Source organism: Nitrospirillum guanabarense (assembly GCF_034653355.1).
Classification (GTDB): Bacteria; Pseudomonadota; Alphaproteobacteria; order Azospirillales; family Azospirillaceae; genus Nitrospirillum.
Genome location: NZ_JAYEER010000001.1, coordinates 1111393 through 1126734, shown reverse-complemented (window position 1 = coordinate 1126734; position 15342 = coordinate 1111393). Strand labels below are relative to the sequence as shown.

Genomic DNA, 15342 nt, shown 5'->3' with positions numbered 1-15342 from the left:
CCCTGCGACCGGTAAAGTCGGTCGCGGGGCCGCCTCTTTGGGAAAGAAGCACGGGGAACGATGGGGGATAGCAGGGCCGCCATTAAGGCGGGGGGCATGAGCGCGCGGCAGCGGATCGTCAGGGAACGGCGCCAATACAACCAGCTGGCCGCCAGCCAGACGCTGGAGGACTACGCCCTGCGCTTCACCGCCACGCGGGCGCGGCGCTGGTCGTCGTTCCGCGTGGCCAACACCGCCTTCGGCGCCATCAGCTTCCTGGCGTGCGAGGCCATCGGCGGCAGCGCCACCCTGACCTATGGCTACAGCAACGCCAGCGCCGCCATCCTGGCCGTGGCCATCCTGATGTTCCTGGTGGGGCTGCCCATCACCTATTACGCCGCCCGCCATGGCGTGGACATCGACCTGCTGACCCGCGGGGCGGGCTTCGGCTATCTGGGGTCCACCCTCACCTCCCTCATCTACGCCAGCTTCACCTTCCTGCTGTTCTCCATCGAGGCCAGCATCATGTCGGCAGCCCTGCAGATGGCGCTGGGCATCCCGCTGTGGCTGGCCCACATCGTCAGTTCCCTGGTGGTCATCCCCATCGCCGTCTACGGCATCCGCCTAATCAGCCGCATGCAGCTGCTGACCCAGCCCCTCTGGCTGCTGCTGCAACTCGCCCCCCTGGCCTACCTGGCGCTGAACCACGGCGCGGACCTGGCCGCCTGGCGGGAATTCCCCGGCGCGCTGGGCCATGCCGACGGCCATATCGACCCGCTGCTGTTCAGCATGGCGGCCAGCATGCTGCTGTCCCTGCTGCCGCAGATCGGGGAGCAGGCGGACTACCTGCGCTTCCTGCCCACCCTGCGCAAGACCGGGCGCTGGGCCTGGTGGACGGCGCTGATCACCACGGGGCCGGGCTGGGTCGCCATGGGCGGGCTGAAGCTGCTGGCCGGGTCTTTCCTGGCGGTGGTGGCGTTGCGCCATGGCCTGTCGGCGGAGCAGGCCACCCAGCCGACGGAGGTGTTCTACATCGCCTTCCAGGAGATGCTGTCGTCGCCCGCCACGGCGCTGGTGCTGACCGGCGTGTTCGTCGTCGTCTGCCAGATCAAGATCAACGTCACCAACGCCTATGCCGGGTCCATCGCCTGGTCCAATTTCTTCTCCCGCCTGACGCACAGCCACCCCGGCCGCGTCGTCTGGCTGGTGTTCAACGTCATCCTGGCCTTGATGCTGATGGAGCTGGGCATCTTCCGCGTGATCGGCGGCATCCTGGGCCTGTACGCCAATTTCGCCGCCGGCTGGATCGGGGCGCTGACCGCTGACCTGGTGGTCAACAAGCCGCTGGGCCTGAGCCCGCCGGGCATCGAGTTCAAGCGCGCCCACCTTTACGACATCAACCCGGTGGGCGTGGGCGCCATGGCCCTGTCGGTCGTGGCCTCCACCCTCGCCTCGCTGGGCGCCTTCGGGCCGCTGCTGGGCCCCCTGCCCCAGGCCATGGCCCCCTTCATCGGCCTGGGTGTGGCCTTCGTCACCGCCCCCCTGATCGCCAAGGCCACTCGGGGCCGCTACTACCTGGCACGGCCCGACACCGAGCTGCCGGCGAACGCGGCGGAGGCCCGCTGCGTCATTTGCGAGAACGTGTTCGAGCGGCGGGACATGGCCTATTGCCCCGCCTATGCCGGGGCCATCTGTTCCCTGTGCTGTACGCTGGAAAGCCGCTGCCACGATCTCTGCAAGAAGCAGAGCCGCATCACCGACCAGCTGGCCCGCCTGATGGAAACCCTGCTGCCCGGCCGCATGGCCGGCGGCGTGCGCACCCGCACCGCCCGTTTCCTGGGCGTCATGGCCGTGTTCACCCTGGTCAACGGCGGCCTCTTGTCCTTCATCGGTATGCAGTATGGCGCTGCGGTGCCGGAGGCGCGCGGCGTGGTCGCCACCACCCTGTGGATCGTCTTCTTCGCCCTGCTGATCGTCTCCGGCGTCGCCGCCTGGCTGCTGGTGCTGGCCCTGGAAAGCCGCCGCGTGGCGGAGGAGGAGACGGCGCGCCAGACCGGCATGCTGATGGAGGAGATCGAGGCGCATGAGCGCACCGACGCCGCCTTGCAGAAGGCCAAGGAGGTGGCGGAGGCGGCGAACGTGGCCAAGAGCCGCTACATCATCGGCATCAGCCATGAGATCCGCACGCCGCTGAACGCCATCTTCGGCTATGCCCAGTTGCTGGAGCGCGACGCCAGCATCCGCAACCCCGACGGCGTGCGCGTCATCCGCCGCAGTGCGGAGCATCTGTCCAACCTGGTGGACGGCCTGCTGGACATCAGCAAGATCGAAAGCGGCCTGCTGCGCCTGACCCGCGACAAGGTGCGGCTGGTGGAGTTCTTGGACCAGATCGTGGACATGTTCCGCCTGCAGGCCGCCGCCAAGGGCATCCAGTTCCATTACGACCGCCCGGCCTACCTGCCGGCTTTCGTCCATACCGACCAGAAGCGCCTGCGCCAGATCCTGATCAACCTGCTGTCCAACGCCCTGAAATACACGGCCCAGGGCCACGCCACGCTGCGCGTGCGCTATCGCAGCCAGGTGGCGGAGTTCGAGGTGTCGGACACCGGCTTCGGCATTTTGCCCGAGGACAGGGAGCGCATCTTCGAACCGTTCGAGCGGGGGCGGACGGCCAGCGCCCGCGCCGTGCCCGGCACCGGCCTGGGCCTGACCATCACCCGCCTTCTGACCCGCATCATGGGCGGGGAGATCGCCGTCGCCAGCACCCCCGGCCAGGGCAGCACCTTCACCGTGCGCCTGCTGTTGTCGGAGGCGCAGTCCGGCCCGGACGACCCGCCGGCGGCCCGGACCATCCACGGCTATGCCGGCCCGCGCCTGCGCGTGCTGGTGGCCGACGACGACCCCGACCATTTGGCCCTGATCCAGAACCTGCTGCGCCCGCTGGACTTCCTGCTGTTCGCCGCCAGCGACGGGCGGGAATGTGTGGAGCTGGCGCGGGAGTGCCGGCCGGATCTCGCCCTGCTGGACATCTCCATGCCCCACATGACGGGATGGGAGGCGGCGGCGGCCCTGCGCGACCTCGACCTGCCGCGCCTGAAGATCATGATGGTGTCCGCCAACGCCCACGACTACACCCCCGGCCGCGCCGCCGCGGGCGGGGAGGATGGCGGCAGCGCCGCGCACGACGCCTTCGTCATCAAGCCGGTGGACATGGACGTGCTGCTGGAGCGCATCGGCGCGCTGCTGGGCCTGGAATGGCTGTACGCGCCCGCCGACGCGCCGCCGCCGGCCGCGACCCCAGATGTCTTGCCCGCCCTGGCCCGGCCGCATCTGGAGGCGCTGTGGCAGCTGGGCCGCATCGGCCACGTGCGCGGCATCGAGGCCAAGCTGCGCGAGCTGGAGACGGAGGACGCGGCCACCGCCGCCTTCGCCGCCCAGCTGCGCACCCTGGTGCGCGCCTTCGATCTGAAACGCTATATGGCGGTGCTGGAGGCGGCACGGACACAGGCGGGAGGGGATGATGGCGGTACAGGCGATGGACAGGACCGGGTGGAGCATGGCCATGAGTGATGCCGTCCAGGCCGCCCCCGGGCGCCGCGACACCGTGCTGGTGGTGGACGACACGCCGGAAACCCTGGGATTCCTGACCGACGCCCTGGACCAGGCGGGCCTGACCGTGCTGGTGGCGACGGACGGCGAAAGCGCCCTGGCGCTGCTGGAGCAGGTGACGCCGGACCTGGTGCTGATGGACGCCGTCATGCCCGGCCTGGACGGGTTCGAGACCTGCCGCCGGCTGAAGCGCGTTCAGGCCCTGGCCCACCTGCCGGTCATCTTCATGACCGGCCTCAGCGAGACGGAGCATGTGGTGCAGGGCCTGCAGGCCGGCGGCGTCGACTATGTCACCAAGCCCATCGTGGTGGATGAGCTGATGGCCCGCATCCGCGTGCACCTGGCCAACGCCCGCGTCGCCTATGGCGCCCAGGTGGCCCTGGACACCACCGGCCGCTATCTGCTGGCGACCGACGGGCGCGGGCGCTTGCGCTGGTGCACGCCCCAGGCGCAGCGCCTGCTGGCGGCGTTCTTTCCCGACGATGGGTCCGGGGGCGGCGCCCCCGATCGCTTGCCCCTGGCGGTGGCGGAGCGCCTGGCCCAGCTGCGCCGCGACGGCGCGCCGTCCATCCTGATCGACGGCCCTGAGGCGAACGATACCCGCCGGCTGGAGGTCGCCTACCTCAGCCAGACGGAACCGGACGAGTTCCTGTTCCGCATCAGCGAGACCGGCGCCGGCCGCGAGGAACGCGCCCTGCAACAGGCCCTGGGCCTGACGGCGCGCGAGGCCGAGGTGCTGGTCTGGATCGCCCACGGCAAATCCAACCGCGACATCAGCGACATCCTGGGCATCAGCCCCCGCACGGTGAACAAGCACCTGGAGCAGGTGTTCGTGAAGCTGGGGGTTGAGAACCGGGCGTCCGCCGCCGCCGTGGCGGTGCGGGTGGTGGCGGGATAGCGTTCCACCCCTGAAATGGGCGCCTCCGTGCTCCCTCGATGTTGCCGCACTACGCGTCAGCGCTTAGACTTCCTATAGCGCAGATAGCCGGAGGATGCCGTGGCCAGCCTCACCATCCGAAACATGGAAGAACCATTGGAGAGCCGCCTACGGGCCCAAGCCGCCGGCCATGGACGTTCCATGGAGGAAGAGGCTCGGCACATCCTCCAAGCCGTTCTGGTCCATGATCTACCGCCGGCGCCGACTGATTTGGCAGGATCGATCCGCCGTCGCTTCGCCCCGTTCGGTGGCGTGGAGCTGGCGTTGCCCCCACGTGAGCTATTACGTAATCCACCCAGCTTCCCGGAATGATTATTCTTGATACCAACGTGCTATCGGAGCTGATGCGCCCGGCGCCATCGGATGCCGTTTTGCGTTGGCTCGCGGGGCAACCCTCGTCCTTATTGTTCACCACCACCATCACCCAGGCTGAAATCCTGTCAGGCATTGCCCTGCTCCCAGAGGGACGTCGGCGGACTGGTTTGGAGAATGCCGCGCTACAGATGTTCGTCGCCGACTTCGCCGGCCGAATATTGCCCTTCGACACCCCTTGACTCAGCCTCAAATATTCACCAAGTGCGCCACCTCGGCCGCCGTCTCCTCGCGCGTGCTGCCGGCGCGGATGATGCGGCCGCGTTGCATGACGCGATAGCTGTCGGCGAAGGACCAGGCGAAGTCCAGGTACTGTTCCACGATCAGGACGGTGACGCCCAGGTCGGCGCGGATGCGGCGCAGGGCGTCCTCGATCTGCTGGACCACGGAGGGTTGGATGCCTTCCGTCGGCTCGTCCAGCAGCAGCAGGCTGGGCTGGCCCGCCAGGGCGCGGCCGATGGCCAGTTGCTGCTGTTCGCCGCCGCTGAGCACGCCGCCCTTGCGGTTGATGATCTGCGCCAGCTTGGGGAACAGGTCGAAGATGTGGTCGGGCACGCCCGCCTTCATGGCCCCGCCGCCGCGGCCGGCCAGGGCGGACAGGCCCGTCTCCAGGTTCTCGCGCACCGTCAGATGGGGGAAGATATGGCGGCCCTGGGGGACGTAGCCGATGCCGGCGCGGGCGCGCTGGTGGGGGCCCAGGGCGCTGACGTCGCGGCCCTGGAAGATCATTCGGCCGGCGGTCAGGCGCTGGGCGCCGATAATGGTCTTCAGCAGGGTGGTCTTGCCTACGCCGTTGCGGCCGATCAGGGCCACGGCGCCGCCGGCCGGCACCGCCAGGTCGATATCCCACAGGACCTGGCTCTGGCCATAGGATGTCGCCGCCCCGGTGAGCGTCAGCAGCGGTTCAGCCATGATGGATGTTCTCCTTGGCGCGGCCCAGATAGACGGCGGCGACATCCGCGTCGGCACGAATGGCGGCCACGCTGCCTTCCTTCAGGAACTGGCCCTGGTGCATGACGGTGACGCGGGCGTCCAGCTGCTCCAGAAAGCTCATGTCGTGGTCGATGACCAGCACGGTGTGCCGGCCCACCAGGCGGCGGATCAGGGCCGCCGTCTGGCTGGTTTCCGCCGGCCCCATGCCGGCCGTGGGTTCGTCCAGCAGCAGCAGGTCGGCGCGCGTCGCCACCACCATGCCGATCTCCAGCCATTGCTTCTCACCATGCGCCAACTGGCCGGCGGGGGCGGCGGCGCGGTCGGCCAGGCCTATGGTCTCCAGGATGTCGGCCACGCGAGCCTTCTCCTCCGCCGCCACGCCGTGGCGGAAGGAGGCCCACCAGCGCCGGTCACGCTTGGCGGCGATCATCAGATTGTCCACCACCGACAGGCCGGGCAGCACGCCCGGCGTCTGGAACTTGCGGCAGATGCCCCGGCGCACGATCTCATGCTCCGGCAGGTGGGTGATGTCCTGGTCCTTGAAGATCACCCGGCCGCTGGTGGCCCGCACCCGGCCGATGATGGTGTCGCACAGCGTGGACTTGCCCGCCCCGTTGGGGCCGATCAGCACCCGCAGGGTGCCCCGGTCCAAGGTCAGGCTGAAGCCGTTCAAGGCCTTGAAGCCGTCGAAGTCCACCGTCACCCCATCCACCGCCAGCAGCAGGTTGCTGGCGGGGGCGGTGGTGCCGATATGGGGCGCGGTCACCTGCGCGTTCATTTCGCCTCACCAATGATCAGGGTTTTCAGCCGCTTTCCCCAGCCGGCAGCACCAGCGTCGGCCACCAGGCCGGCCAAGCCGCCGGGCAGCAGGGTCACCACCAGCACGAACACCAGGCCCAGGGCGTAGAGCCACAGGTCGGGGAAGGCGCTGCTGACGCCGTCCTTGGCCAGGTTGACGGCCAGGGTGCCGGCGATGGCACCGGCCAGGCTGTTCCGGCCGCCGACCGCCACCCAGATGACCATCTCGATGGAGGGGACCACGCCCACCAGGGCTGGCGACACCACGCCGGCGTGCAGGGTAAACAGCGCGCCGGCCAGACCGGCCAGCACGGCGCCGATGGTGAAGGCCACCACCTTGAACGGCGTGGGGTCGTAGCCCAGGAAGCGGATGCGGTTCTCACCATCGCGGATGGCGCGCAGCAGCAGGCCATAGCGCGACGCCATCAGGGCGCGCAGGGTCACGAACACCCCCACCACCAGGGCCAAGGTCAGCCAGTACAGGCCATGCGCCGCCGCCGGCGTGCCCAGTTCCACCCCCATCAAGGTCTGAAAATCCGTCAGGCCGTTGAAGCCGCCGGTGGAGGGCTGCTGGCTGATCAGCAGCGTGGCGAAGGCCAGGGCCAGCGCCTGGGTGATCAAGGCGAAGTAGACGCCCCCCACCCGCCGCCGGAACACCGCCCAGGAGAACAGCGCCGCCAGCGCGCCCGGCACCAGCACCACGCCCAGGATGGCGACCAGGGGGCTCTTGAACGGCACCCACCACCAGGGCAGGGCGTCCAGGCCGCTCCAGACCATGAAGTCGGGCAACTCGCCATCGGCCAGCGCCGCCAGCTTCATGTGCATGGCGATGGCATAGCCGCCCAGGCCGAAGAACACCCCCTGCCCCAAGCTGAGAACCCCGCCCTGGCCCCACACCAGCACCAGACCCATGGCCAGCAGCGCCATGGCCAGGAAGCGGGCCAGCAGGTTCAGTTCATAGGCCGAGACCAGCCAGGGGGCCAGCACGCCCAAGACCACCACGGCCAGCGTCAGGACCAGGGGCCGCCCCACGGTGATGCCGGGCAGCAGCCCCGACAGCGGCGTATTCTTGCGCAGGCTCATATCCATGCCGTCCTCCTTCATGTGCCCCTCACGCGTCCAGCGCGCGGGACCGCACGGCCACCACCCCCTGGGGACGGAACTGGATGAACCCGATGACGAACAGCAGCAGCAGCACCTGCGCCAGGCTGACATCCACCAGGATCTGCACCAATGCCGAGAACAGCCCCACGATCAGCGAGGCGATGGCCGTGCCCTTCAGGCTGCCCAGGCCACCCAGCACCACCACCAGGAAGGCCGGCACGACATAGCTTTGCCCGACATTGGGGGTGACGGGGCCCAGCAGGGCCAGCACCACGCCGGCGAGGCCGGCGATGCCGGTGCCCAGGCAGAATACCGACAGGTCCACGGCCCTCACGTTGATACCTGCCGCCGCCGCCATGCCCCGGTCCTGGTTCACGGCGCGGACCAGCAGGCCGATGCGCGTGCGCGCCAGCAGCAGGCTGAGCGCGCCCATGACGGCGAAGGCCACGGCCAGGATGAACAGGCGGGTGGCGGGGATGGTCAGTCCCTCCAGCAGGCCGGACTGGACGGTATAGGCGTGGTTCAGCCACTGCGGCGCCCGCACGTCCACGCCGATGGCGCCGAAGATGTTGCGCGCCGCCTGCTGCAGGATGAGGCTGACACCCCAGGTGGCCAGCAGCGTGTCCAGCGGCCGGGCCGACAGGCGCTTGATCAGCGTCGTCTCCAGCACCGCGCCCACGGCGGCAGCACCCAGGAAGGCGACGGGCATGGCCACCAGGATGCCCAAGGGGCCCGGCACCACCTGCAGGGTAAGGTAGGCCAGGTAGCCGCCCAGCATCAGCATCTCGCCATGCGCCATGTTGATGACGCGCATGAGGCCGAAGCTCAACGCCAGGCCCAGGGCCGCCAGCACGTACAGCGAGGCGACGCTGAACCCGTTGAAAACCTGCCCAGCGATAAGGGGCCACTCACCCATTTTTTTCTCCCTCAGACGCCGGGCGGCCACATCCGTGGCCTTGGCTGTCCTCGATTTCCAGTCCGCTGACGCTCCCCGGAAATCTCCGGCGGACACGGTCGCGTCCTATAACGGCAAGGGGAAAGGCCCCTTGCCGTTGGCGCGGTCTGCGTCAGGATGCCGGGCACTTCTTGCCTGGGAAGACCAGCGGGTCGTATGGGTCGGGGTCGATGGTGCTCTTGGACTGCCAGATGATCTTGAACTGGCCGGTGGGGTCCAACTGGCCGATGTAGCCGGTCTGCACCAGGCTCTGGTTGGCGGCGAACTTCACCTTGCCCATGGCGGTGTCGAGATAGTCCAGCGCCACCGCCGCCGCCCGCACCTTCTCCGGATCGAAGCTGCCGGCCTTCTCCACCGCCGCCTTCCAGGCGTAGACGTCGACATAGCCATGGACCATGGGGTCGGTGACGGCCGCACCGGCGCCGAATTTGGCCTGATAGGCGGCCACGAACTTCTTGTTGGCCGCACCGTCCAGGCTCTGGAAGTAGTTCCAGGCGGCGTAGCTGCCCTCCACCAGGCTGGGGCCCATGGCCACGGCCTCCTGCTCGCCGATGCTGAAGGACATGACGGGCAGCTTGGCCGAGGGCAGGCCGGCGGCGGCCATCTGCTTGAAGAAGCTGACGTTGCTGTCGCCGTTCAGGGTGCTGAAAATGATATCGGGCTTGGCCGCCTGCACCTTGGCGATGACGGCGCTGAAATCCGTGCCGCCCAGCGGCACGTATTCCTCGCCCGCCACCTTCAGCTTATCGGCGTCGATATGCTTCTTCAGGATCAGGTTGGCGGTGCGGGGGAAGACGTAGTCGGAGCCGATGAGGAAGTAGCTTTTGTAGCCCTTCTCCACCGCCCATTGCAGGGCCGGCAGGATCTGCTGGTTGGGCTGGGCGCCGGAATACATGATGTTGGGCGAGCATTCGTTGCCCTCGAACTGCACCGGGTACCACAGCAGGCTCTTCAGCTTCTGGAACACCGGCAGCATGGCCTTGCGGCTGGCGGAGGTCCATCCGCCGAACACGGTGACCACGCCGCCGTCCTGTACCAGCTTGGTCGCCTTCTGGGCGAAGATGGCGGGGTCGGACGCGCCGTCCTCCACCACCGGCTCAATCTTCTTGCCCAGCACGCCGCCGCCGGCGTTGATCTCGTCGATGGCCAGGATCTCGGCGTTCTTCACCGTGACCTCGCTGATGGCCATGGTGCCGGTCAGCGACTGCAGCACGCCCACCTTCACCGTGTCGGCGGCCCAGGCCGTCGTCGGCGCCGACAGGCTGGTCGCCGCCAGCAGCAGGGCCGCGAGACCGGCCGGCTTGTACATCCCCCTCATCACCATCCCCTTCCCGTTCGCTTTGGTCTTCCGCCGCCTTGGAACACGGCGCTCACAGGGCAAAGGCTAGGGCCGGGGCATGGAACGGGGTATGGGGCGTTTAACGTAGCGGCGGCGTGGTCGCGCTTAATTTTCATTTATCACTAAATGAATGAACTTGACCCGCCAGCGCCCGCACGGTAGGTGGTTGTCATTCCCAACCCCATCCACGCGCACTAAAGACGAGAAGGGGTGGGAGGTGAGGCTTCCCAAGAGGCGTTGTCGCTATGTCGGACGATGGTATCGCGCTGAGTTCCATTCTGGCCCACCACGCACGCCGGTCGCCCGGCAGGGCGGCACTGGTCATGGAGGGCGTCCCGGTCACCTATGACGAACTTGACGCGCGTTCGAACGCGCGCGCCCGCCAGTTGGCGGCCCAGGGCGCCGGTCCGGGGGACTTCGTGACGGTGGCGCTGCCCAACGGTCTCGACTTCTATGAGACCACCTTCGCCCTCTGGAAGCTGGGCGCCATTCCCAACATCGTTTCCGCCAAGCTGCCCCGCCCGGAATTGGAAGCGATCCTTGACATCGTCCGCCCCAGGTTGGTCATCGGCGCCCTGCCCCAGGCCGGCATTCCGGCACCGGCCCCCGGCCAGGGCGCGGCGCTGGAGCGATACTCGACCGATCCGTTGCCGGAGCTTGTCTCCCCCCACTGGAAGGCGATGACCAGCGGCGGTTCCACCGGACGGCCCAAGGTGATCGTCGATGCCATGCCGGCGCGCTGGAACCCGGAGGAGGGCTTCCTGCGCCAACGTCCCGGCGATGTGATCCTCAACCCCGGCCCGCTCTACCACAACGCCCCGTTCCACTGCATTTTCATGGGGATGTTCGTCGGCGGCACCATCGTCGAGATGGGCAGGTTCGACGCGTTGCGGGCGCTGGAACTGATCGACGCCCAGCAGGTGAACTGGGTGACCATGGTGCCCACGATGATGCACCGCATCTGGCGCCTGGGCCCGGAAACCCTGTCGCGCTTCACCCTGCCCAGCCTGCGCATGATGCTGCACATGGCCGCGCCCTGCGCCGCCTGGCTGAAGGAGGCGTGGATCGGCTGGCTGGGTGGCGAGCGGGTGTGGGAGTACTACGGCACGACCGAGGGCATCGGGTCGACCATGATCTCGGGCACCGACTGGCTGGCGCATCGCGGTTCGGTGGGGCGCGTGCGTGAGGGATATGAGCTGGCCATCTTGGACGGCGACGGGCACCGGCGGCGCACCGGCGAGGTGGGCGAGATTCATTTCCGTCCGCGGGGCGGGCCGGGGTCGACCTACCATTACCTGGGCAGCAGCTCCCGCCGCATCGGCGACTGGGAGTCCACGGGCGACCTGGGGTCCGTTGACCAGGATGGTTATCTCTACCTGTCGGACCGGCGCAACGACCTGATCATCTCAGGCGGCGCCAACATCTACCCGGCGGAGGTGGAGGCGGCGCTGGACGCGCATCCGGGCGTGCGGACCAGCGCGGTGATCGGCCTGCCGGACGAGGATTGGGGCGCCCGCGTCCACGCCATCGTCCAGCCGGTCGAGGGCGCGGACCTGAACGGCGCGGACCTTCTGGAATTCGTGGCCGAAAGGCTGGCGCGCTTCAAGCTGCCCAAGAGCATCGAGTTCACCAGCGAACCCTTGCGCGACGAGGCCGGCAAGGTGCGCCGGGCCGCCCTCCGCGATGCCCGCCTGGGCCCCCCGCCCTGACGGGAGTTCACGCCGGCTTGGGCGTCATGCGCTTGTACAGGGCCTCGAAGCCACCCGCCATGAAGGTGACGAACCGCGCGCGGGCGGCCTCGAAATCCTCGGACTGGCAAAGATCGCCCGACAGGCGGTCGATACGGCCGGTTCGCGACAGGATCAAGGTGTAGGCGCCTGAGGTGAACTGGAAACTCCAGAACAGATCTTCCGGCGTGGCGTCGGGCAGAGCCTTCTGCAGAAGGCTGATGAGCCGCAGCGCCAGGGGGTCGAAATAGGTGTCCATCAACTCAGCGCCGTAGCCCGGCGCATTGTTCACCTGCGCGAAGATCCGTCCGAAATGGCGCCAGCCGTCACCCCCGCTGATGTAGATGTCGAACGCCCCTTCGTAATAAGCGCGCAGTATCCCCTCGACGGTGGGATGGTCACCGGCCGCCGCCTCGTAAGCGTCCAACGCCGCGGTGCGGGTGGTGACCGCATATTGCACGCGGCGTTCAAAGACCGCGTCGAACAACGCCTTCTTGCCGTCGAAGTAATAGTGGATCAGCGCCGGATGGATGCCCATCTTGTCGGCCACATCCTTGATCGTCACCCCAAAGTACCCGAGCTGGGCGAACAGGTCCTCGCTGGTGTCGAGGATCAACTTCATGGTCGCGGCCCGCTGTTCGGCGCGCGTGCGGCGTCCTTCGGGCTTCGGCTCTGCTGCCATAATCTCCGGCCTTCCTGATCGGACGCGTCGGGAAAAGACGTCATCCACCCCTTCATTCAGCAGGGACGATGGGGCGCCCGCCCCATTCGGTCAAGCGATGACATTACCCGCGAAACTTTTTCATTTATCACTAAATGAATGAACTTGACGGCCTGGCGGCCATCGGATATCGCTTTGAGAAACCTATAAATAAACAGGGGAGGGAACGCATGCTTGGGACCTGGAAAGCCGCGCGGCGCATGGCGCTGTCCGGCGCGTCGCTCATGGCCGTGGCGTTTTTCGCAACCGGCCCCGCGTGGGCCCAGACATCGGCCGCGCCGACGGAAACACCCGCCGGGGCATCGGGCGGCGAGCTGGAAGAGATCATCGTCACCGGCTCCAGAATTCGCGGCGTCCCGCCGGTGGGCTCGAACCTCATCAGCGTGTCCAACGACGACATCAAGACCATCGGCGCCACGACGACGGCGGACCTGCTGGCCACCGTGCCGCAGCTGAACAGCTTCAACACCGCCCCCCGGGCGAGCAGCGCCGGCTTCGGCACCTTCGCGCCAGGCCTGCGCGGCCTGCCGTCCAGCGCCACGCTGACGCTGATGAACGGCCACCGGCTGGCCAGCGCCGCGGCCAACGACACGGGGCCCGACTATCCCAACATCCCCAGCCTGGCGCTGGAACGGGTGGAAGTGGTGCCCGACGGCGCGTCGTCGGTCTACGGCTCGGACGCCATCGCCGGTGTGGTCAACTTCATCACCCGTCAGCGCTTCTCAGGCGCGGAGGCCGACGTCCGCTACGGCATGTCCGACGGCTATCACTCCACATCCGCCAGCGGCGTGATCGGCCAGACCTGGGCCACCGGGTCCATCCTGGCCGCCTATGAGTTCATGCGGAACACCCACATCACCGGCAGCGAGCGCGACTACCGCGTCCAGGACTTCCGGCCTTCGGGCGGCGTCGATGCCCGGTCGTACAATTGCCCCTCGGCCAACGTGGTGATCCCACAGACCGGCGCGCTGACCTATGCGGCGCCCAACTTCACGCCCGGCACCATCAATCACTGCGACAACAACGCCGCGGTCGACCTGGTGCCCCGGTCACGCCTGCACAGCGCCTTCCTGACCGGCCGACAGGAACTGGGCGAACGCGTCACCGTGTGGGCCGACCTGCTGTACTCCGACCGCGAGGACATCATCCAGGCGGCCCCGCCCGTCGAGACCCTGACCATCACCAAGGCCAACCCCTTCTTCGTTACCCCGCCCGGCACCAGCGCCACGGTGGAGACCGTGCTATTCCGGACCGACAAGCTCTTCGGGTCCGACCATCTCAACAACACCGACAACACCCGGGTGGGCAATTCGTCGGTCGGCGTCGACGTGCAACTGCCCGCCGACCTGAACTTGAGCGTTTACGGCACCTTCGACTGGGCGACCAACGACGCCTTCATCCCCAGCGTCAATCCCGTGGCGCTGGCCGTGGCGGCGGCCGGGACGACGACGGCCACGGCCCTGGACCCGTTCGGCCAGCGCACCGCTCCCGGCGTCGCCGCCGCCATCACCACCTACCCCACCACCGTCACCGTCAAGCAGAGCACCAACCTGGGCGCCATCAAGCTGGACGGACCGCTGTTCGACCTGCCGGGCGGGCCGCTGAAGTTCGCGGCCGGTGGCGAATTCCGGAATGAGACCTTCACCCAGCGGGGCTACGTCGGCACGGCCCCGGTGCCGGAGGATCTGGACCGGGACATCTATTCCGCCTTCGGCGAAATCTTCGCACCCATCGTGGGGGTGGGTAACGAGGCGCCGCTGCTGCACCGCCTGTCGCTGTCCGTGTCCGGCCGTTATGACCACTACAGCGACTTCGGATCGACCAGCAACCCCAAGGTCGGCGTCAACTGGGACCCGGTGGAGGACCTGACCATCCGCGGCTCGTACGGCAAGTCCTTCCGGGCGCCGGGCATGCGCCAGGTGGGGGCGACCGTCGGCGCCTACTATCTCGACGCCGCCAGCGCCGCCGTCCTGGCCCGCGATCCGTCCCGGAGCGCGGCGCAGGTCAATACCGTCTACCTGGCGGGCGGCAATCGCGATCTGCAGCCGGAGACGGCCCGCACCTATTCCGCCGGCGTCGACTGGCAGCCGCACTTCCTGCCGGACTTCCGCGCCAGCGTGACCTTCTACGACATCAAGTTCGATGGCGCGATCGGCACGCCACCGGCGTCGCTGGTCTTCACCGACCCGACGTTCGCGTCCGTCGTCTACCGCAACCCCACCCCGGCGCAGTTGGCCAAGCTGCTGGGGGTGGCGACGCCGGTCAACCTGCCCACCCCCCTGCCCCAGATCGGCAACCTGCTGGACGAACGGCTGGGCAATTTCGGCAGCCGCGCCACCAACGGCCTGGACTTCGACTTCGGCTATCACCGGGACGTTGGCTTCGGCACGCTGTTCGCAGGTTTTGCCGGCAACTACATCCTGAAGTTCGACACCCAGCTGTCGCCCACCGCCCCGGTGTCGGACACCCTGCGGCTGGGGCTGCCGCGATGGACCTTCCGGGCGACGACGGGCCTGACCGTGGGCGCGGTCAGCATGGTGACCTTCGTCAATTACCAGGACGGCGTCACCAACACCTTCGCCACCCCGACAGGCACCAGCGTGTACAGCGCCGACCCGTACACGACGGTCGACCTGCGCGTCACCTGGACCCTGCCGGACAGCGGCGTGACCTCGAAGACGGAACTGGCCCTGCAGATCAACGACCTGCTGGACAAGCGACCGCCCTACTTCCCCGCGACGGACGGCATCGGCAGCAACTACAATCCCATCGGCCGTTTCGTCGCCCTCAATATAAGAAAAGGTTTCTAGGCAATTGGGCCGCGCTCCTGACGGCGCCGCCGTCGGCCGCGGCGACGTCGCGGGACGG

At 68.1% G+C, this 15342-nt stretch carries 12 protein-coding genes; 6 read left to right on the top strand and 6 right to left on the bottom strand.

The window, feature by feature from the left end:
- Positions 1-96 precede the first annotated feature (96 nt).
- The 4 genes from UAA55_RS04640 to UAA55_RS04630 all read left to right on the top strand — a co-directional run bounded on the left by UAA55_RS04640 (position 97) and on the right by UAA55_RS04630 (position 5079).
- Positions 97-3549 (top strand): hybrid sensor histidine kinase/response regulator, encoded by a 3453-nt coding sequence (locus UAA55_RS04640; RefSeq protein ID WP_322951485.1) that lies wholly within the window; start codon positions 97-99, stop codon positions 3547-3549.
- Positions 3542-4486, top strand: coding sequence for a response regulator (locus UAA55_RS04635; RefSeq protein WP_322951484.1), 945 nt, complete (start codon positions 3542-3544; stop codon positions 4484-4486). Before UAA55_RS04640 ends, UAA55_RS04635 begins: the two co-directional genes overlap by 8 nt.
- Positions 4487-4585: 99 nt before the next feature.
- Positions 4586-4837: a FitA-like ribbon-helix-helix domain-containing protein gene (locus tag UAA55_RS31165; protein ID WP_088874416.1), complete on the top strand. Its 252-nt coding sequence runs from the start codon at positions 4586-4588 to the stop codon at positions 4835-4837.
- Positions 4834-5079, top strand: coding sequence for a PIN domain-containing protein (locus UAA55_RS04630; protein WP_322951483.1), 246 nt, complete (start codon positions 4834-4836; stop codon positions 5077-5079). Before UAA55_RS31165 ends, UAA55_RS04630 begins: the two co-directional genes overlap by 4 nt.
- Positions 5080-5086: 7 nt before the next feature.
- Here the strand turns inward: UAA55_RS04630 and urtE are convergent, their stop codons facing one another.
- From urtE to urtA, 5 genes are all read right to left on the bottom strand, one after another.
- Positions 5087-5809: an urea ABC transporter ATP-binding subunit UrtE gene (urtE, locus tag UAA55_RS04625; RefSeq protein WP_322951482.1), complete on the bottom strand. Its 723-nt coding sequence runs from the start codon at positions 5807-5809 to the stop codon at positions 5087-5089.
- Positions 5802-6608: an urea ABC transporter ATP-binding protein UrtD gene (gene urtD / locus UAA55_RS04620; RefSeq protein WP_322951481.1), complete on the bottom strand. Its 807-nt coding sequence runs from the start codon at positions 6606-6608 to the stop codon at positions 5802-5804. Before urtD ends, urtE begins: the two co-directional genes overlap by 8 nt.
- Positions 6605-7717, bottom strand: coding sequence for an urea ABC transporter permease subunit UrtC (urtC, locus tag UAA55_RS04615; protein ID WP_322951480.1), 1113 nt, complete (start codon positions 7715-7717; stop codon positions 6605-6607). The genes urtD and urtC overlap by 4 nt, the downstream gene beginning before the upstream one ends.
- Positions 7718-7739: 22 nt before the next feature.
- Positions 7740-8648, bottom strand: coding sequence for an urea ABC transporter permease subunit UrtB (gene urtB / locus UAA55_RS04610; protein WP_322951479.1), 909 nt, complete (start codon positions 8646-8648; stop codon positions 7740-7742).
- Between the two features lie 151 nt (positions 8649-8799).
- Positions 8800-10005 carry an urea ABC transporter substrate-binding protein gene (gene urtA / locus UAA55_RS04605; protein ID WP_322951478.1) on the bottom strand — a complete coding sequence of 402 codons (1206 nt, stop codon included), beginning with the start codon at positions 10003-10005 and terminating at the stop codon, positions 8800-8802.
- Between the two features lie 266 nt (positions 10006-10271).
- Here urtA and UAA55_RS04600 point away from each other — a divergent pair, with 266 nt between their 5' ends.
- Entirely contained in the window at positions 10272-11735 is a 1464-nt protein-coding gene (locus tag UAA55_RS04600) for an AMP-binding protein (RefSeq protein ID WP_322951477.1), read from the top strand.
- Positions 11736-11742: 7 nt separating this feature from the next.
- On the opposite strand, the gene UAA55_RS04595 is transcribed toward UAA55_RS04600, so the two are convergent.
- Positions 11743-12483, bottom strand: coding sequence for a TetR/AcrR family transcriptional regulator (locus UAA55_RS04595; protein WP_322951476.1), 741 nt, complete (start codon positions 12481-12483; stop codon positions 11743-11745).
- 161 nt (positions 12484-12644) lie between these two features.
- Here UAA55_RS04595 and UAA55_RS04590 point away from each other — a divergent pair, with 161 nt between their 5' ends.
- Complete coding sequence (locus UAA55_RS04590) at positions 12645-15284, top strand: TonB-dependent receptor plug domain-containing protein (protein WP_322951475.1); 2640 nt, start codon at positions 12645-12647, stop codon at positions 15282-15284.
- Positions 15285-15342: the final 58 nt, after the last annotated feature.

Bases quoted from the DNA above. Each gene is read 5' to 3' on its own strand.
- UAA55_RS04640 (WP_322951485.1), top strand. From the start codon at position 97: ATGAGCGCGCGGCAGCGGATCGTCAGGGAACGGCGCCAATACAACCAG.
- UAA55_RS04635 (WP_322951484.1), top strand. From the start codon at position 3,542: ATGAGTGATGCCGTCCAGGCCGCCCCCGGGCGCCGCGACACCGTGCTG.
- UAA55_RS04630 (WP_322951483.1), top strand. From the start codon at position 4,834: ATGATTATTCTTGATACCAACGTGCTATCGGAGCTGATGCGCCCGGCG.
- urtE (WP_322951482.1), bottom strand. From the start codon at position 5,809: ATGGCTGAACCGCTGCTGACGCTCACCGGGGCGGCGACATCCTATGGC.
- urtD (WP_322951481.1), bottom strand. From the start codon at position 6,608: ATGAACGCGCAGGTGACCGCGCCCCATATCGGCACCACCGCCCCCGCC.
- urtC (WP_322951480.1), bottom strand. From the start codon at position 7,717: ATGGATATGAGCCTGCGCAAGAATACGCCGCTGTCGGGGCTGCTGCCC.
- urtB (WP_322951479.1), bottom strand. From the start codon at position 8,648: ATGGGTGAGTGGCCCCTTATCGCTGGGCAGGTTTTCAACGGGTTCAGC.
- urtA (WP_322951478.1), bottom strand. From the start codon at position 10,005: ATGAGGGGGATGTACAAGCCGGCCGGTCTCGCGGCCCTGCTGCTGGCG.
- UAA55_RS04600 (WP_322951477.1), top strand. From the start codon at position 10,272: ATGTCGGACGATGGTATCGCGCTGAGTTCCATTCTGGCCCACCACGCA.
- UAA55_RS04590 (WP_322951475.1), top strand. From the start codon at position 12,645: ATGCTTGGGACCTGGAAAGCCGCGCGGCGCATGGCGCTGTCCGGCGCG.